This window comes from Streptomyces sp. WM6386 (assembly GCF_000972385.1).
Classification (GTDB): Bacteria; Actinomycetota; Actinomycetes; order Streptomycetales; family Streptomycetaceae; genus Streptomyces.
In genome coordinates this window covers 85,690-103,737 of record NZ_JXTE01000005.1, presented here as the reverse complement: position 1 = coordinate 103,737, position 18,048 = coordinate 85,690, and the positions used below count along the sequence as shown (strand labels likewise).

Below are 18,048 nucleotides of genomic sequence, written 5' to 3'. Positions count from 1 at the left end.
GTCGTCTCGACGACCTAGGCGGCTCCCGCCCCCGTGAGCGACCGCACCTCGGTCTCCGCGTGCTTGGCCTCGTCCGCCACCTCCGCCGAGGTGACCGTCCCGAGCCAGCCGGCGACGAAGCCCAGCGGGATCGAGACGAGGCCGGGGTTCTGCAACGGGAAGACCTGGAAGTCGACCCCCGGGAACAGGGACGCGGGGCTTCCCGACACCACCGGCGACAGCAGCACGAGCACCACGGCCGGGATCAGCCCGCCGTACACCGCCCACACCGCGCCCCGAGTGGTGAAGCCGCGCCAGAACAGCGAGTAGAGCAGCACAGGCAGATTGGCGGACGCGGCGACCGCGAAGGCGAGCCCGACCAGGAAGGCGACGTTGAGGTCGCGGGCCAGGAGGCCGAGCCCGATCGCCACCACGCCGATACCGACGGCGGCGACGCGCGCCACGGCGACCTCGCTGCGGGGCTTCGCGTTCGGCCGCCGCAGCGACGCGTACAGGTCGTGAGCCACGGATGCGGAGGAGGCGAGGGTGACCCCGGCGACGACCGCGAGGATCGTGGCGAAGGCGATGGCGGCGACGATCGCGAACAGAACCGTTCCGCCTGTGGAGTCCGTGCCTCCGCCCAGGTCGAGGGCGAGCAGGGGTACGGCCGTGTTCCCGGCCGCGTTGGACCCGCGCACGGCTTCCGGCCCCACGATCGCGGCCGCCCCGAAACCGAGGACGATCGTCATCAGATAGAAGCCGCCGATGAGCCCGATCGACCAGACCACCGAACGGCGTGCGGCCCGCGCCGTGGGCACGGTGTAGAAGCGCGAGAGGATGTGCGGCAGCCCCGCCGTGCCCAGGACGAGCGCGAGTCCCAGGCTCATGAAGTCGAAGCGTGCGGTCCAGTCCTCGCCGTACTTGAGCCCGGGTGCCAGGAACTTCTCGCCGTGCCCGCTGCGTTCGGCCGCGGTGAGCAACAGCTGGTCGAAATTGCCGTGGAACCGCACCAGAACGAGCACGGTCAACACGATCGTGCCGCTGAGGAGCAGGACCGCCTTCACGATCTGAATCCATGTGGTGGCCCGCATCCCTCCCAACGACACATAGATCACCATGAGCGCGCCGACCCCGATGACCGTCCAGGTCTGCGCGGCCTCGCTGGTACCACCGAGCAGCAGGGCGACCAGACTCCCCGCGCCCACCATCTGCGCCACCAGATACAGAACGGACACCGTGACCGAGGAAGTTCCCGCCGCGATCCGCACCGGCCGCTCACGCATCCGCGCCGCCACCACGTCGGCCAGCGTGAACCGCCCGCAGTTGCGCACCAGTTCGGCGACCAGGAACAGCACCACCAGCCACGCCACGAGAAAGCCCACCGAGTACAGCATCCCGTCGTACCCGAAGAGCGCGATGAGACCGGAGATGCCCAGGAAGGATGCCGCCGACATGTAGTCGCCCGCGATGGCAAAACCATTCTCCATCGGTGAGAAAAGGCGACCCCCCGCGTAGAACTCCTCCGCCGAACCATGCCGGTTGCGGCTCACCCACGTCGTGATCGCCAGCGTGACCGCGACGAACGCGCTGAACAGCAGTAACGCCAGCGTCTGATGATTGCCCGTCACGAAGCACCGCCCCGGATGCCCCGTGTCAGCTCCTGGGTGTCCCAACGCAGCTCCAGTGCCGCCCGATCCCTGCGCAGCCGCGCGTGCCGGGCGTACGCCCACGTCAGCAGGAAGGTGGTGAGGAACTGCCCCAGCCCAGCGACCATCGCCACGTTCACCGCACCCGCCACCGGCCGTGCCATCAACCCGGGCGCGGTCGTCGCGGTCACGACGTACCCCACATACCAGCCGAAGAACACGACGCACGCCGGCACGACGAACCTCCGGTACCGGCCGCGCACCTCCTGGAAGGCCGCACTGCCCTGCACCTGGAGGTACACGTCCGCAGCCGCCGCCTCCTCCTCCCGCTGCGCCCGCCCGGCCTGAGCAACGGGCAACGGCACAGGCGCACCGGCACCGCCCAACTCGCCCCAGCCGGAGGCGAGTGCGTCGTACCAGGGGTCCTCGTACCTCACGGCTTCGGGCGCCTCGGCGAGTGCCGGGTCACGACCGTCGTGGTGTTCGGCCGCACTTTCGGGACCACCCCCGCCGTCGCGGGGACGACCGTTGCTTGACTGCATGCCCAAGGATGGACAGAACGGGAAGATCCCCGACTCTTCTTCCCCTCGCGCTTCACCCCATCAGGTGACTCAACCCGCCGGAGGCCGCACAAGTCCCTTCGCATACGCGTAACGCACCGCCTGCGCCCGGTCCTTGAGCCCTGTCTTGGCGAACAGGTTGTTGATGTGCGTCTTCACGGTCGCGGTGGAGACATGAAGTCTTCTGGCGATCTCCTGGTTGCTGAGCCCATCGGCGATCAGCACCAGCACCTCGGTCTCCCGCCCCGTGAGCCCGTCCGGCGCCTCCACCGGCTCGGCCGACTGCGGCACGGGGTCCGACAACCGCTCCAGCAACCGCCGCTGGATGCTCGGCGACAGCCCGGCGTCCCCGGACAGCACACTGTGCACCGCCCTGACGATCTCGTCCCCTCCCGCGTCCTTCGTCAGATAGCCGCGCGCACCGGCTCGCAGCGCCGGGAACAGCGACTCGTCGTCCGCGTACGTGGTGAGCACCGCCACCTGGGTACCGGGGTGCTCGGTCCGGATCCGCCGGGTCGCCTCCACGCCGTCACAACGGGGCATACGCAGGTCCATCAGCACCACGTCCGGGGCGAGTTCGGCCACGAGCCGCACCGCCTCGTGCCCGTCTCCTGCCGCGCCGACGACCTCGACGCCGGGCAGCAATCCGAGCAGCATCACGATGCCCTCCCGGACGACGGTCTGGTCGTCAGCGACCACCACCCGCGCGGTCCTGCCCTGGACCTCCTCCGTCATACGGGCACCTTCAGCGTCACCACGAACCCCTCCTCGTCCGGCCCGGCCTCCAGCGAACCGCCGAGCAGTTCGGCACGCTCCCGCATACCCAGCAGACCGTACCCGGCCCCCACAGCGGTGAGTTCACCCGGCGATCCTCCCGAGTCCTGTACGCCCAGGGTCACTTGATGTTCGCCGTAGTCCAGCCTCAGCCGCACCTTGGCGCCCGGAGCGTGCTTGCGGACATTGGTCAGCGCCTCCTGGGCCACCCTGCGGACAGCCTGCGAGGCTTCGGCCGACAGGCCCCTGCGCTCACCCGTAATGGTGACCTCGGCATCGGCGGTCGTCTCCACGAGCTGGGCCAGGAAGTCCTCCAGCGGCGTCAGATCACCGCGCAGCGCCGAGAGAGCCTGCCGGGTCTCGGCAAGCCCGTCCCGCGCCATCCCCCGTGCCGCCACGACCCGCTCGAGGATCTGCTCCCGGTCGACGCCCCGCTCGATCAGAAGCCGGGCGGCCTCCAGATGCACGAGCTGCGCCGAGAGGCTGTGCGCCAGCACGTCGTGGATCTCCCGTGCGATGCGGGCCCGTTCCGCGAGGGCCGCCGACTCCGCCTCCGCCACCCGCGCGGCCCGCTCCTGCGCCAGCAGCCGCTGGGCGTTGCCACGGGCTTCGGCGTCGAGGCGCAGGGTATAGCCGGCGAGCGCCAGTCCGGCCGCCGTCACCGCGGTCGTCAGCCACACGTCGTTGTTCATCGCGGCGAAGGCCGCGAGGGAGACCGCCGTCACGGGCAGCGCGGCAACGAGGGTCAGCCGCTCCAGGGCGCTGATGGCACAACCGCACCAGATGACGAGAGCCACCGTTGTGAAGTCGGCGGCCTGCCACACGACCGCGATCCCCACCAGCACGGCGATGAGCGCGAGCGACGGCAGGAGCCGGTGCGCGAGCGTGGCGCGCCAGAACGCCCAGGCGACGAAGGCGGTCAGCAGAACTCCCGCAACGGCCCCGACCACGCCCCATCCATGGACGTGAGTCCTGTCGTACGCACCCCACAGCAGCATGCCGATCACCAACAGCCGCACGACCCGGCCGATCAGCCGTCGGGATCGCGCGGCGCCGTCACGGCCCAGCGCCTCCCGGGAAGGCCAGCGTGTCCAGGCGTTCTCCGTCACACACGCTCCTTCCATGCGGGCCGGGGCATGCCGTCACCGTACGCCGCGCCTTGTGCGGGAGCCGTGTGCAGGGACTGAGCACGAAGGGCGAGGATCCCCGAGCGGACGAGCAGCGTGGCTGCCAGGGCGAGGAGCAGGGCGGACGACTCCTGGTGGACGCCCAGTGCGGCACCCAGGGCGTAGAGGCCGACGCGGAGGGCTATGCCGACGAACCAGACCATGCCGCTCGCCTTGGTGCTCTTGCTCCACACGGCTCCGTCCGGCTCCGTCCATATGCGGGTGGTCCAGGCCCAGGCGGCTCCGGTGGCCAGACCGATGAGCAGCTCGGCGGTGAGCAGGACGACCGACGCCGTGTGGTGATGGGCATCGACGATGCCGGGCTCGCGCAGCGCCACGACGCCCAGAACGACGGGCAGCAGCCACCAGCGCCGACCCGCGTCGATCTGCTGCGCGCGGAACTGGCGCGCGATCACCAGGGCGACCACGGCCACGATCAGAAACGCGTCGACCAGCCCGGACATCAGAGCCTCCGTGAGCAAAGAAGGTCAGTGCCGGCAGCGGGCGCTGCCGACGCCTTCGAAGCTACGGAAATTCGCAGGTCAGAAGATCGGATCAGGGGTGGATCGTGGGTGGATCCGCGAGAGCGGCGGCGTCCACCCACGGGTGGAGAGACGCTGCCGCGAGCCATTCGTAGGCGGGCGACCCGACGTCGGCCGACACCGACCGTTCCCGTCGCCTCGCGCCCAGCCGGAAGCGCCCGTGCGCCTCTCGATGAACCAAAGGCACACCTCGGACACACCCAGACCGAGCTCGGCGACGTCGCCAGCCCTGGGCGACCACTCCCAGCGCAGCCGCGCCCCTCGGCCCGGCCTCGCCAAGCCCGGCCGGGGCCCGCTCCGGCATCGCCGGTCCGGGTTCCCGGCCCAAGCCCAGCGTTACGCGTCGATGCGCGAGCGGTCCAGCGTCGCCGCCGAGCTGGAGATGAACTCCTTGCGCGGCGCCACATCATTGCCCATCAGGAGGTCGAAGACCTGCTCGGCGGCCTCCAGGTCGGAGAGGGTGATGCGTCGCAGAGTGCGGTGGCGAGGGTCCATCGTCGTCTCGGCCAGCTGGTCGGCGTCCATCTCACCGAGGCCCTTGTACCGCTGGATGGAGTCCTTGTACCGAACGCCCTTCGTCTGGAACTCCATGAGCTTGTCGCGCAGCTCTCGGTCCGAGTACGTGTAGACGTACTTGTCCTGCCCCTTCTTGGGCTGGACGAGCTCGACGCGGTGCAGCGGCGGCACCGCCGCGAACACCCGGCCCGCCTCGATCATCGGCCGCATGTAGCGCTGGAACAGCGTCAGCAGCAGGGTCCGGATGTGCGAGCCGTCCACATCGGCGTCGGTCATCATGATGATCTTGCCGTAGCGGGCCGCGTCGATGTCGAAGGTCCGGCCCGACCCCGCTCCTATGACCTGGATGATCGCACCGCACTCGGCGTTCTTGAGCATGTCGGTCACGGACGACTTCTGGACGTTGAGGATCTTGCCGCGGATCGGCAGCAGCGCCTGGAACTCGGAGTTCCGGGCCAGCTTCGCCGTACCGAGCGCGGAGTCTCCCTCGACGATGAACAGCTCGCTGCGGTCGACGTCGTCGCTGCGGCAGTCGGCGAGCTTGGCAGGCAGCGACGAGGACTCCAGGGCCGTCTTCCGGCGCTGCGCGTCCTTGTGCTGGCGGGCCGCGATACGCGTGCGTGCGGCAGCGACCGCCTTCTCCATGACGACCCGGGCCTGTGCCGCCGCGTCCCGCTTCGTGGACGTCAGGAACGCCTTGAGCTCCTTGGCGATCACGGTGTTCACGATGCGGCGGGCCGCCGAGGTGCCGAGGACCTCCTTCGTCTGACCCTCGAACTGCGGTTCGGCCAGTCGCACCGTCACCACCGCCGTAAGGCCCTCCAGGGCGTCGTCCTTGACGATGTCGTCCTCGGCGACGCGGAGCAGTTTCTTGCCGCGCAGCACCTCGTTCATTGTGCTGGCCACGGCGGTCTCGAAGCCCGCGACGTGAGTGCCGCCCTTGGGGGTGGCGATGATGTTCACGAACGACTTGAGGGTCGTGTCGTAGCCCGTGCCCCAGCGCATGGCGACGTCGACGTCGAGCTCCCGGGTGACCTGGGTGGGCGTCATCTGTCCATGCTCGTCCAGGACCGGCACGGTCTCCTTGAAGGTGCCCTGGCCGGAGAAACGGAGGACGTCGCAAACCGCCTTGTCGGTGGCGAGGTATTCGCAGAACTCGCTGATGCCGCCGTCGAAGCGGAAGGACTCCTCTCCCTTGCTGCCGCCCTCGCCGAGACCGAACTCGTCACGGACGACGATGGTCAGCCCCGGCACCAGGAACGCGGTCTGACGGGCACGCTGGTGGAGGTTCTCCAAGGACAGCTTGGCGTCCTTGAGGAAGATCTGCCGGTCGGCCCAGTACCGCACGCGCGTACCGGTGCGGGTCTTGGGGACCCGCTTGGTCTTGCGCAGTCCGCCGGTCTCGAACTTGGCGTCGGGACCGACTGCGGCGAAGGCACCGGGTACGCCGCGCCGGAAGCTGATCGCGTGCGTGTTCCCGGCGCGGTCCACCTCGACGTCCAGCCGCGCGGACAGGGCGTTCACCACGGAGGCACCGACGCCGTGCAGGCCGCCGGAGGCCGCGTACGACCCTCCGCCGAACTTGCCGCCGGCGTGCAGCTTGGTCATGACGACCTCGACGCCGGACAGGCCGGTCTTGGGCTCGACATCGACCGGGATGCCCCGGCCGTTGTCCCGGACCTCCACCGAGGCGTCATCGTGCAGGATGACCTCGATGTGGTCGCAGTAGCCCCCGAGGGCCTCGTCCACGGAGTTGTCGATGATCTCCCAGAGGCAGTGCATCAGGCCTCGACTGTCGGTCGAGCCGATATACATACCCGGGCGCTTGCGCACGGCCTCGAGCCCCTCGAGGACGAGGAGGTGCCGCGCGGTGTAGTTGGAACCGTCCCGGTCTGCTCCTGCCAGCAGCGCTGTGGACGGCACGGACGTCTCGGCGGTCACGCGGTTCGCTCCTCGCTGAATTTCAGATGTGGCCCTTGTGGGTAAGGGCGCGGCTTCGGTCGCCGCCAAGAGGGTACCGAGGCCTGGTAGAGCCGTTGTAACGCCACCCTCACCTGAACTCACGATAGTCCAGAGTCGCATACGTGTTCGATCCCTCGATGGAGTGAAGTACATATCACGTTCCCTTCGAGGCATGAACCATTTAGGCTCCGGGCACGTCCTCATGAACAACCGGCAACCCAGCCGGGAGGACGGACATTGACAACAAGAGCGAACCCGTAAGACACATAGACACGCAATACGGCACATTCGCCGCCAACCGGCAGCAGACAGCCGGACTCGAAGATTTTTTTCGAGGAGAAGCCCTGAGCGGGAACGTTTTGGGGCTGGTTGGATGTTGACCCTGGTACGACAGCTCGTCGAGCTAGAGAAGAGGCGACGTGACTACTGTTCTGACCCCCGCGAGCCCGTTGACGGCCGCCGATCGCTGCGACCGCTGCGGCGCCCAGGCATACCTGCGCGTCGTCCTGCTCAGTGGCGGTGAACTGCTCTTCTGCGCCCACCATGGCCGCAAGTTCGAGCCGGAACTCAAGAAGATCGCCGCTGAGATACAGGACGAGACGGAGCGGCTGACTACCGTTCCGGCATCCTCCAACGAAGAAGAACGCTGACACCTCGCGTCCACGACGAGCCAGCGTCGGCACAGGCCGGCACGCGGGCGGCCGCCCCTGAAACAGGGGCGGCCGCCCGCGCCGCGTATCCGGCAGATGGCTCTCAGGCTCCGTCAGGGGGCCGTGTGCGGCCCCCGCAGGCCGCTGCCCCACCCCAGCGTCCGTACGACGTCGGACAAGCGCGTATAGACGCCTGGACTGCCCGGGCGACCGCAGCCACTCCCCCAGGACACCAGCCCGACCAACTTCCCCTGCGCGACCAGCGGCCCGCCGCTGTCCCCCTGGCAGGCGTCGACACCACCCTCCTCCTCCCCGGCGCACAACATCGCGTCGGCGGTATAGGTGCCATCGGTGTCGCCCGGGTAGGCCCGCTCACAGAGGGCGTCGGCCAGCACATGCACGTGTGCCGCCCGCAGACTGTGCGCATAGTCACCACCTCCCGTGGCGTCACCCCAGCCGTAGACGATGGCGGCCGTCCCTGGCTCGTAGGCCGCGTCTCCGGCGGGCGCCATCGTGACGACGGAGTTGCTCGCCAGGGGCTCGGCGAGTCTGAGGACCGCGAAGTCCCCGGCGTTGGTGCTCGTGTCGTATCCGGGGTTCACCCAGGTGTCGCGGACGGGGATCTCCTGCCCCTGGTCCGAGAGCAGGTCCGTACGGCCCGCGATGACCTTGAGATCGCGCACCCGGTTCGGCGGCGCCCCCAGCACGTCCCCACTCAGACAGTGTGCCGCGGTGAGCACGACGGTCCTGCTGACGGCCACACCGCCGCAGAACTGCCCCGCGCGAGTACCTCCGAAGCGGTCACGGCTGGACAGCGCCACGGTCCACGGCCCCTCGGAAATGTCGACGGGAAACCCGCCGACGACGACGCTGTCGGCGGCAACAGGGGCGGCTGACACCAGCGGTATGGCACCCACCGCGGCCGCCAGGACCAGCGACCCGTTCAGTGCCCGGGCAAATGGACGACGCATGCATGATCCTCACTCTGGGGTGGTCATGGGACACCCAGAGTGATCCACGTCGGCGCGACGCGCACCCGCTCAGCGCGAAGGCCCGGCTCCCACCAGGAGAACCGGGCCTTCGACGTCGTACGACCGCGACCTAGTCGAGGTAGTCGCGCAGCACCTGCGAACGCGACGGGTGGCGCAGCTTCGACATGGTCTTGGACTCGATCTGGCGGATACGCTCGCGCGTCACGCCGTACACCTTGCCGATCTCGTCGAGGGTCTTCGGCTGACCGTCGGTGAGACCGAAGCGCATCGAGACCACGCCGGCCTCGCGCTCGGACAGGGTGTCCAGCACGGAGTGCAGTTGCTCCTGCAGCAGCGTGAAGCTGACCGCGTCGGCCGGGACGACGGCCTCGGAGTCCTCGATGAGGTCACCGAACTCGCTGTCGCCGTCCTCGCCGAGCGGGGTGTGCAGCGAGATGGGCTCGCGGCCGTACTTCTGAACCTCGATGACCTTCTCGGGGGTCATGTCGAGTTCCTTGGCCAGCTCCTCCGGGGTGGGCTCGCGGCCCAGGTCCTGGAGCATCTGGCGCTGCACGCGCGCGAGCTTGTTGATGACCTCGACCATGTGCACCGGGATACGGATGGTGCGGGCCTGGTCGGCCATGGCGCGGGTGATCGCCTGACGGATCCACCAGGTGGCGTACGTGGAGAACTTGTAGCCCTTGGTGTAATCGAACTTCTCGACCGCGCGGATCAGACCGAGGTTGCCCTCCTGGATCAGGTCCAGGAAGAGCATGCCGCGACCGGTGTAGCGCTTGGCCAGGGAGACCACCAGACGGAGGTTGGCCTCCAGGAGGTGGTTCTTGGCGCGACGGCCGTCCTCGGCGATGATCTCCAGCTCACGCTTGAGCTTCGGAGCCAGCTTGTCGGCGTTGGACAGCTTGTCCTCGGCGAACAGACCGGCCTCGATGCGCTTGGCGAGCTCGACCTCCTGCTCGGCGTTGAGCAGCGGGACCTTGCCGATCTGCTTGAGGTAGTCCTTGACGGGGTCGGCGGTGGCACCGGCCACGGCGACCTGCTGGGCAGGCGCGTCGTCCTCGTCGTCGTCGGAGAGGACGAAACCCTTGGTCTCGCCGCCCTCCTCTTCCTCTTCGCCGGGCTTGACCTCCTCGAGGGCCTCGTCCTCGGTGGCCTCGGCGTCGTCCTTGCCGGCGGTCGTCTTCTTCGCCGCCGTCTTCTTGGCGACGGTCTTCTTCGCGGCCGCCTTCTTGGCGGTCGTCGTCTTCTTGGCGGCGGCCTTCTTCACGGGCGCCTCGTCCTCGACGGAGGCCTCGGCGGCGGGCGCCGCCGGGGTGGCGGTGGCGGTGGCCTTCTTCGTGGTCACCGTCTTCGCGGCGACCGTCTTGGTGGCGGTGCGCTTGGCCGGACTCTTCGCTGCGACGCTCTTTCGGGTGCGCTTGGGCTCCGCGGCACTGACCATCAGCGTCACACCCTCTTCCTCGAGGATCTGGTTGAGGCTGCGCAGTACGTTCTTCCACTGAGTGGCCGGAATCTGGTCAGCTTCGAAGGCCCGACGCACGTCATCGCCGGCGATCTGCCCCTCAGCCTTTCCCCGCTCAATGAGAGCCATGACAGAGACGGACTCGGCGATCTCCGGCGGGAGCGTACGGGATGTGCTGGCCGACACGAACAACCTCTCGGAACGTTGGAAAACGGCTTCCGGCCCCGTCCAGGATGGACAGGAACCGACCACCGGCCGTGTGGATGGGCCGACGGTGCGGGCGGGGGCCGGGAAGATGCACAGCGCCTTTTACGGCGTCCGTATTCCCTCCGCGGCTGTCACCTCTTAGGTCATCGCGTTGTTTCCACAAGCGTTACGCCCAATCTGCGTGGCCCGAGTCACACCCCGTAAGCGTTCAAAAACGGTCAGACACGGACAGACGAGGTCACCAGTGGGCGCTTCACGGAAGAAACTGCCCTGTCACACCGTCGGACCCCGCAGGATTCCGAAGGATCCTGCGGGGTCCGACGGGGGGACGGTTCACCGGCCGAACGATGCCCAGGAGGGGGAGACACCCTCCGGCCGTACCGCCCGCGGTGTGTGGTCAGTGCTCGCGCGGCGCCGGCACCACGCGCTCGACCTCAGGATGAATGGTGAGCAGCTGCCGTACGGCCGCCTCGGCCGCCGTCCCGTCGCCGGTGGCGAGGGCGTCGACGATCCTGCCGTGCTGCACCAGCGACGCCTCGTTCGGCCGCTCACATCCCGTGACCGGGCCGCCGGAGACCTGAAGGGCCGACGAGACGATTCCCGAAAGGTGCTCCAGCATGCGGTTGCCCGCGACCTGGATGAGCAGGGAGTGGAACTCGGCGTCCGCACGGGAGAAGGTGAGCCCGTCACCCTGGCCCATGGCGTGCCCCATGATCTCGACCATGTCGGAGAGCCGCTGCTGGACGTCGTCACGTCCATGCCCGGCGGCGAGACGCGCGGCGAGCGGTTCGATCGTCCAGCGCAGCTCGCTCAGCTCGCGGCGCTGGTCGTCGCGCTGGGGCCCGAAGGCCCGCCACTCGATGATGTCCGGGTCTAGCAGGTTCCAGTCGCTGACGGGGCGCACGCGCGTGCCGACGTTCGGACGGGCACTGACCAGGCCCTTGGCCTCCAGGACGCGGAGGGACTCACGGACGACGGTGCGGGAGACCTCGAAACGCTGGCCGATCTCCTCGGGCACCAGCGGGCGGTCGGCACCCAGGTCGCCCGAGACGATCATCTGGCCCAGCTGCTGGACGAGTTGGCCGTGCAGTCCGCGTCCACGGCTGCCCGCGGCGCGTCGGCCCACCCGGCCCAGCTCGGGGTCCGCGGCGTCCCAGGCGGACACCCCGAGACGGTCGGCGGCAGGCGCCTCGGTATAGGGGTAGCGGTCGAGTTCGCCCGGGCCGGCGAGGCCGGAGTCTGCGGAGCGGGCGGCGGTCATCATGGTGTGCGCAAGGGTACTCACGGATCCTTTGTCGGCGCCGTCCTCAACTGCCTTGAGGTCTTTGGTGAAAAGCACACGAAAGGGTGATCGCTCACCCCGTCGCAATTGACGCCTTATCGGAAAGAAATGGGCTTTCCACGGGGAGTTGTGCGCAGAGCAGGACCGGACGGGCACGGACGGTCGTCATCGGACCCTGCTTCGCAGGGTCGTGAGCACATATGCGCAGAGCAGAGCCATCAACGACAACGTGAGCGCACCACCCACGGGTTGGGCGATCATGCGCGCCGCAGCGGAAAGATAGCGCTCTCCACCGAAGGGCCACTGCAGCAGGAGCCCTTCGCGCAGCCGCACTGGAAACCCGGCCGCCGTCCGCACAGCCGGTCCTTCCAAGGCCTTTTGTACGAGAGGTACGACCAGGACGGGGACCGCGACCACCGCCGCCAGCCCGGCCGTGGTGGACCGGAAAATCCCGGCGGCCAGCACACCGGCCCAGGCGCACCCGACCACGAGCCCGAACCAACTCGCGCTCAGCGGCAGCCAATCGGCGGGAACCTGCGCGAGCTCTCGTCCGTAGAGGAGATAGAGCACTTCGGCGTCGCAGCCCAGCGTGAGAAAGGCCAGCAGCAGCGCGGTGGCCGCGGAGACGACGAGTTTGGCAGCGAGCAGCCCCAGTCGACGGGGCACGGTGCCGCGGTCCGCCGCCAGGGCGGGGTGGCGGAACTCGTCGCCGAAGGCGAACGCCCCGAGCAGCCCCGCGCCCAGCGCCGCGGGCGGCAACGGCAGCTCCTGCGGCCACGCGGCCAGCAGGCGGTGGTGCGGGGTATGGCCGACACGGGCGAGGAGTACGGCGGTCAGAGCGGAGACGACGAGCACGGCGGCCCCGGCGAGGAACCCGGTCCCGACACCGGCGGCACGGCGCAACTCGTACCGCAGCGGGCGCAACGGGCTGGGAGCGGGGCGGACGGAGATGGGGGGCGGGAGTTCGGAGAGGGCGTTGAGGGTGGTGACTCCGGCAGCGGCTCCAGGTCGCGTGGGGCGCTGAGGTGAGACGCCCTTGGCCGGGTGGGGTGCGGCACAGGCGGAGGATTGCCGAGCGGTCACGTCGTCGCCTGAGGCATGCGCGGACGTCGCCGGCCGGTCGCTGACATCGGCTGCCCCCGCACCGTCAGTTCCGTGGGCTCCCGAGTGCTCGGCCGCGGCGACGAACGGCGCCTCATCGGCTCCCCCCTGGCCGGCCTGACCGTCCTGTGCGAACGACGGCGGCGCCTCCCGTGCTCCACACGGATCGAGGTGACCCTCGCGAACGACGGTCGACGGCGACCGGTCGGCCCCGGCCTGGACTTCGGGACTGAATGCTGCCGCGCCGGATCGCGGCTCGTCGGCAGACGGTTTCGGCTGGGCTTCCGCTGTTCCGGGTGCAGTGACTGAGGCCGGACCGTGTGCGGCGGTGTCGGGCTCCCGGATCGCTTCGAGCCGGTGCCCGCCCTGGGCCGCCTGCGGTGCGTCCGGCGGGGCCACTCCAGCTCCGGGACCCATGTCGCCCACCTCGTCGGCGAGTTGGTGTACGAGGATGCCGTGGCGGAACGCTGTCTCGCCGACGTCGGCGCAGGTACTGCCGTACACGGAGAGGCGGCTGCCGCCCTCCCGTACGACCTCGACGGAGCGTTGTGCCGTGCGGGCCTCCTTGGTGAGCAGGGTCGCGAGGCGGGCGGCGTGCGGGGTCCTGACGGCGACGCGTGGGCGCAGTCGGGTGCGGGAGAAATCGGCGGACTCCTGATCGGCGACGAGGCGGCCTTCCTCGAGCGTGACGATCCGGTCGGCGGTGCGGGCGGCCTCCTTGGGGTCGGTCGCGGTGATCAGGACCGTGCCGCCCTGGGACGCGTGGGCGCGCAGCGTGCCGTACAGCCAGCGGCCCTCACGGACGGAGAGCCCGTCGGCGGGATCGTCGAGGACGAGTGTGTGCGGGTCGGACAGCAGGGCGCAGGCCAGACCGAGGCGACGGTCCATTCCGCGCGAGAGAGTGCCGAGGCGTTCCTCGCGCAGGCTGACGAGACCGACGACCTCGAGCACTTCGTCGGCGCGGCGCACCGGGACGCCCGCGGCGGCGCACAGCATGCGCAGATGGCCTCGAACCGTGCGGGCGGGGTGCCCCGGCACATCGCCGAGGACCACGCCGACCTCGCGTGACGGGTGGGCGATCCGGCGCAGGGGGCGTCCTCTGAAGTAGGTGATCCCGCGGCCTTGTTGGAGTTCGAGCATGAGTCTGAGTGCTGTCGTCTTGCCCGACCCCGGAGCGCCGAGCAGCGCGGTGACGCGGCCCGCGCGTGCCTCGAAGGAGACGTCGTCGACGGCGGGCGGAAGCTCCTTGCGGGGGTTGCTGGTCAGTCCGAAGGCCTGGATCACCCGTAGCAAGATAGCGCGCTATGTCCAGTTTTGCGGGCATCGCAAGGCTCGCTCCGCAAGCGGAAATCCGGCCCGGCCGGACCCGTGTTCGGCGGCTGCCGGCGAGGCCGGTCGGTCTGGGCCGCGGCGGTGGCGTCACGTCTCGCGGCGTCGGCAAGGAGATTGAGCGGTCGTCACACTTCGGGGCGCAGCATCGGCGGGTTGAGCAGCGTGGCGCCGCCGGCCCGGAAGAGTTGGGCAGGGCGTCCGCCCTGACGGGTGGTGGTGCCGCCGGTGGGGACGAGGAAGCCCGGTGTACCCGTCACCTTGCGGTGGAAGTTGCGCGGGTCCAGCGCCACTCCCCACACCGCTTCGTAAACACGGCGCAGCTCGCCGACGGTGAACTCGGTGGGACAGAACGCCGTCGCCAGCGACGAGTACTCGATCTTGGAACGGGCGCGCTCCACGCCGTCGGCCAGGATCTGGGCATGATCGAAGGCGAGCGGCGCGACCGGTTCGCCGTCGCGCCCGTAACCGCCCTGCTGCAGCAACTCCTCGACCGGCGCCCAGCGGGCGTTGCTGGCGTCGCCGCCCGCGCGGGGCGCGGGCAGGTCGGGGGCGAGCGCGAGGTGGGCGACGCTGACCACCCGCATCCGGGGGTCCCGCTTGGGGTCGCCGTACGTCGCGAGCTGCTCCAGGTGGGCGCCGTTGTCCTGCACGGGGACGGCCGGCTCGTGGGCGCGCAGCCCGGTCTCCTCGGCCAGCTCGCGGGCCGCGGCCTGCGACAGGTCCTCGTCGGCCCGTACGAAACCGCCGGGGAGCGCCCAACGTCCCTGGAATGGCGGCTCGCCCCTGCGCACCGCCAGCGCGCACAGGGCATGGCGGCGCACGGTCAGCACGACCAGGTCCACGGTGACGGCGAAGGGCGGAAAGGCTGACGGGTCGTAGGGCATGCGGCGATCATAGTCGTCTGCCTGACGATAAACACTCCCTTCGTTGGCCGCATCGATGTCTGATCCACTGCGGCTCGAGCGGGTGCCACCGTCCTCCCTGCCGCCGCGCGGCGGCACGTCGTACGAGGTCACACGCCTAGTTGCAGCCCGTCGGCAGCCTCCTCGACCATGGCGAGGCCCAGGCGGCCGACCCGTACGGAGAACGGGGCACCCGCGATCCGCAGTCCGGTCAGGACGATCTCGCCCAGCGGTGCACTGCGCACCGGGCGCAGGGTGACGGTCCCGGCAGGGGCGTCGGGCCGGATGCCCGCGAGTGTGGTCAGCAGCAGCACGCCCGCTGCCGCCGCCGTGGCCGCGGGCCGGCACGCCGCCGGATGCGGGACGGGGGCGCTCCCGTCGGTTCGCTGCTCCCCCGCGTACATGTCGGGCAGCCGGTGGCCGAAGGCCTCGGCCGCCGCCAGTGTGCCCCGCAGCAGAGAGGCCGCCTCCTTCTCGTAGCCGGCGGCGGCCAGACCGGCGCAGGCTACGGCCGTCTCGTGGGTGCGCACGGCTCCCCCGCGGTGGCCGAACGGGTTGTACCCCGTCTCTTTTGCACCCAGACCGCGTAATCCCCAGCCCGAGTCCATGGCGGGGCCGCCGAGCAGCCGGGCCAGCTGTTCGGTCTGCACCTTGTCGAGCAGCCCGGACGCCCGCTCACCCCCGCCCAGCAGACCCGTGTCGAGGAGGTGGACGGCTGCCGCGCCCAGGTGTGGCACGAGTCGGCCGTCCGGAGCGCGGGCGGCCGCGGGCCGGCCACCGCCCAGGTCGTCGATCCAGAACTCCTCCCGGAAGGCGGTCCGCTGTTCCTGGGCCCATTGCCGCAGCCCGGCACCGCCCGGTCTGCCGCAGGCGTCCAACAGATCGGCGCCGAGCAGCGCGGCGCGATGGGCATGAGCCTGTGTCTCGCAACGGACCGGGCCGGCGGGCTGGGGGTCGCTCAGGTAGGGGGCGTCGCCCACGGTGGTCCGCAGCCAGGTCAGACAGCGTTCGGCCGTGGGCAGCAGTTCTTCCGTGTCGGGATCGGGAAGTCCCCAGCGGCGGGCCTCCGCGAGGAGCACCGGGAAGAGCAGCGTGGCTTCCGTACCGGTACAGCTCGGCGGGAGGTGAGTGCCCGCGTCGCGTCTGGGCCCGGGAATCATGCCGGACTGCTCTCCCGGGCCCCGGAGTTGGGTGCGGGCAAGGGTGCGCAGGGTGCCCGCGGCGAGCCGGGTACCGAGTGGCAGGAGCATTCGGGCCGCGGCAAGCGCCTCGGCCGGGGCCAGGCCGCAGCGCCAGGGGGCTCCGGCGGCCAGGTATGTGTCGGTGGGATGTGCGGGGTCCCGCAGGAGCAGCGCCTGGAGGTCCTCGATGCTCGTCCGGAGCAGTTCCCGGACTCGGGGATCGTCGCCCGCCGCCCGTGCGGGAGCGAGGGGACTCGTCACCGCCCGGCCCACGGCCCGCACCGGCCCCGCACTGTCCGGTCGGACCCGCAGTTCCACGCTCGTACTGCCTCCCGGGGGCAGGACGAACTCCCAGCGCAGTAACCCGGCCGAGGCCAGCGCGTCGGTGGGCTGCGGGTTCGCCGTGATCGACGAGTTGCCGGCGGGAGAGGACCAGCGCAGGCCGGAGTCGTGGACGCTCGCGGGCAGTTCGGGTCCGGGGGTGCCGCTCGCGATCGCCCCCAGGTCGGCCAGGTCCGTTCCGAGAGCCACCTCGACCGGTAGGCGCAGCGGGCGCAGGGCCGCGCTGTACAGAGTGATCCGCTCCGTGCCGTCCGCGTGACGGACGCGCTCGACGACGACGTCCGGGTCCGGGCCCGTGTGCGCGGAGGTCCGAACGGTTCCCAGGAAACGGGCGCTGTCGGCCGTGGTCATGCGCGACTGGACCGCGACGGGTTCGCGTCCGGCCACTCGGACCTGGCAACGGGACAGCACGCGTCGACCGGCTCGGTAGAACCCCTCCAGCCCCCGCCCGGTCAACTGCCCCTGTTCCGTGGAGATCGCGAGGCCCGGGAGAGCGACGCAGATGAGGGCGGTGTGGGTGGCCGGCAGGTCGACGGGGCGGCGGGGTGGAAGGGGGCTGCCACGACCAGGTGAAGCGGGCGGGCCACCTGACTGGCCGGTGGGCTGGAGTGGTGCCGAGCGGTGACCCGTGGGAGGCGGAGAGGTGGGCCTTTCGCCGGCCGACGGACCTGAGTGGTGCGGCCGACCTGCCGATCGGGCGGGGGACGAGCCTGACAGAAAGGACGGGTTCTCCTCCCTCAAGGCGGGCGGGCCCGGCTCCCTCGCCTGGCTGGGGCGATCGGCCGGGTCGGCCTCCCACGAGGGGCGTGTGGCCGAGGGCATCGCAGGACCAGGGCGGCCGTCAGGGTTCGCCTCCCAGGAGAGCACCGAGGCCGGAGGCATCGCAGAACCCGGGTGGCCGTCCGGGTGCGCCTCCGATGAGTGGAGTTGGCTCGGAGCCGTCATCGGACGAGGACGTGCGACCCGTCCCGTCGGCCAGGCGGAAGGCACCCCCTCGGACGACGTGGACGCGTATCGGTCCTGGCCGGAGGAGGCAGAGGGGCCACTCGGACCTTCCCGTTCGTGCCGGTCGGCGGCGTCCACGTGCGGTGGCAGGCCGGTCTGCGGCCCTGGCCCGCCCGCGGCGGAGCGGTTGTCGTCGACGGTGGAGGGCGGAGTCGGCTGATACATGGGCGGCTTCTTCTGCGCTCTGTGCGCCTCGGGCGTGGTCGGCGTCGGCATGGAGGTTCCTGAACGGCCTGAGCGGCACACCGGCAAGGCCCGTCCAGGCGTTCCGCCACTCAGGTGAACGGAGCAGGCCTCCTCGGGGTCACGCCTGTGACGGGCCGAGCCGACCGATTGGCGGCGGGTGTCAGGTCGGCCGCATCCAGAAGTCGGGGGTCCGGTCGGCCACGGCCCTTGGACGCCGATGTGGGCTGACGTGCTGAAGGGCGGTGTCCGGGTCCGCCAAGGCCC

The 18,048-nt window shown here is 70.3% G+C and carries 13 protein-coding genes; 1 reads left to right on the top strand and 12 read right to left on the bottom strand.

Translation table 11 applies throughout. The features are described from left to right. Window positions 1–14 precede the first annotated feature (14 nt). The 6 genes from TN53_RS04720 to TN53_RS04695 all read right to left on the bottom strand — a co-directional run bounded on the left by TN53_RS04720 (window position 15) and on the right by TN53_RS04695 (window position 7,124). Window positions 15–1,607, bottom strand: a complete 1,593-nt coding sequence (locus tag TN53_RS04720; protein ID WP_046257063.1) for a cation acetate symporter — start codon at window positions 1,605–1,607, stop codon at window positions 15–17. Beyond that, window positions 1,604–2,167: a DUF485 domain-containing protein gene (locus tag TN53_RS04715; RefSeq protein ID WP_046257062.1), complete on the bottom strand. Its 564-nt coding sequence runs from the start codon at window positions 2,165–2,167 to the stop codon at window positions 1,604–1,606. Before TN53_RS04715 ends, TN53_RS04720 begins: the two co-directional genes overlap by 4 nt. A 69-nt stretch (window positions 2,168–2,236) precedes the next feature. Further along, on the bottom strand, window positions 2,237–2,920 hold the full coding sequence (locus TN53_RS04710; protein ID WP_046257061.1) for a response regulator transcription factor: 684 nt from the start codon (window positions 2,918–2,920) through the stop codon (window positions 2,237–2,239). Then, entirely contained in the window at window positions 2,917–4,068 is a 1,152-nt protein-coding gene (locus TN53_RS04705; RefSeq protein ID WP_046257060.1) for a sensor histidine kinase, read from the bottom strand. Before TN53_RS04705 ends, TN53_RS04710 begins: the two co-directional genes overlap by 4 nt. Next, a complete protein-coding gene (locus TN53_RS04700; RefSeq protein ID WP_046257059.1) occupies window positions 4,065–4,589 on the bottom strand; it encodes a DUF1453 family protein in 525 nt (174 codons plus the stop codon). Before TN53_RS04700 ends, TN53_RS04705 begins: the two co-directional genes overlap by 4 nt. Window positions 4,590–5,003: 414 nt before the next feature. Further along, window positions 5,004–7,124: a DNA gyrase/topoisomerase IV subunit B gene (locus tag TN53_RS04695; RefSeq protein ID WP_046257058.1), complete on the bottom strand. Its 2,121-nt coding sequence runs from the start codon at window positions 7,122–7,124 to the stop codon at window positions 5,004–5,006. 440 nt (window positions 7,125–7,564) lie between these two features. On the opposite strand from TN53_RS04695, the gene TN53_RS04690 reads away from it, so the two are divergent. Further along, the gene (locus TN53_RS04690) at window positions 7,565–7,795 is read left to right on the top strand and encodes a DUF7455 domain-containing protein (RefSeq protein WP_046257057.1); all 231 of its coding nucleotides are present in this window, start codon (window positions 7,565–7,567) and stop codon (window positions 7,793–7,795) included. Between the two features lie 113 nt (window positions 7,796–7,908). Here TN53_RS04690 and TN53_RS04685 read toward each other — a convergent pair whose 3' ends face one another. From TN53_RS04685 to TN53_RS04660, 6 genes are all read right to left on the bottom strand, one after another. Continuing rightward, complete coding sequence (locus TN53_RS04685) at window positions 7,909–8,766, bottom strand: serine protease (RefSeq protein WP_046257056.1); 858 nt, start codon at window positions 8,764–8,766, stop codon at window positions 7,909–7,911. Between the two features lie 130 nt (window positions 8,767–8,896). Beyond that, window positions 8,897–10,432, bottom strand: a complete 1,536-nt coding sequence (locus TN53_RS04680; RefSeq protein ID WP_046257133.1) for an RNA polymerase sigma factor — start codon at window positions 10,430–10,432, stop codon at window positions 8,897–8,899. A 418-nt stretch (window positions 10,433–10,850) separates the two neighbouring features. Beyond that, window positions 10,851–11,738 (bottom strand): FadR/GntR family transcriptional regulator, encoded by an 888-nt coding sequence (locus TN53_RS04675; RefSeq protein WP_095046293.1) that lies wholly within the window; start codon window positions 11,736–11,738, stop codon window positions 10,851–10,853. 162 nt (window positions 11,739–11,900) lie between these two features. Continuing rightward, entirely contained in the window at window positions 11,901–14,120 is a 2,220-nt protein-coding gene (locus tag TN53_RS04670; protein WP_046257054.1) for an ABC transporter ATP-binding protein, read from the bottom strand. A 173-nt stretch (window positions 14,121–14,293) separates the two neighbouring features. Continuing rightward, on the bottom strand, window positions 14,294–15,052 hold the full coding sequence (locus TN53_RS04665; protein ID WP_046257053.1) for an NUDIX hydrolase: 759 nt from the start codon (window positions 15,050–15,052) through the stop codon (window positions 14,294–14,296). 128 nt (window positions 15,053–15,180) lie between these two features. Continuing rightward, complete coding sequence (locus TN53_RS04660) at window positions 15,181–17,097, bottom strand: glycogen debranching N-terminal domain-containing protein (protein WP_420719080.1); 1,917 nt, start codon at window positions 17,095–17,097, stop codon at window positions 15,181–15,183. Window positions 17,098–18,048: the final 951 nt, after the last annotated feature.

What these genes read in the sequence shown, in the direction of transcription:
- TN53_RS04715 (WP_046257062.1), bottom strand. Translation starts at nt 2,167, where the DNA reads ATGCAGTCAAGCAACGGTCGTCCCCGCGACGGCGGGGGTGGTCCCGAA.
- TN53_RS04710 (WP_046257061.1), bottom strand. Translation starts at nt 2,920, where the DNA reads ATGACGGAGGAGGTCCAGGGCAGGACCGCGCGGGTGGTGGTCGCTGAC.
- TN53_RS04700 (WP_046257059.1), bottom strand. Translation starts at nt 4,589, where the DNA reads ATGTCCGGGCTGGTCGACGCGTTTCTGATCGTGGCCGTGGTCGCCCTG.
- TN53_RS04685 (WP_046257056.1), bottom strand. Translation starts at nt 8,766, where the DNA reads ATGCGTCGTCCATTTGCCCGGGCACTGAACGGGTCGCTGGTCCTGGCG.
- TN53_RS04665 (WP_046257053.1), bottom strand. Translation starts at nt 15,052, where the DNA reads ATGCCCTACGACCCGTCAGCCTTTCCGCCCTTCGCCGTCACCGTGGAC.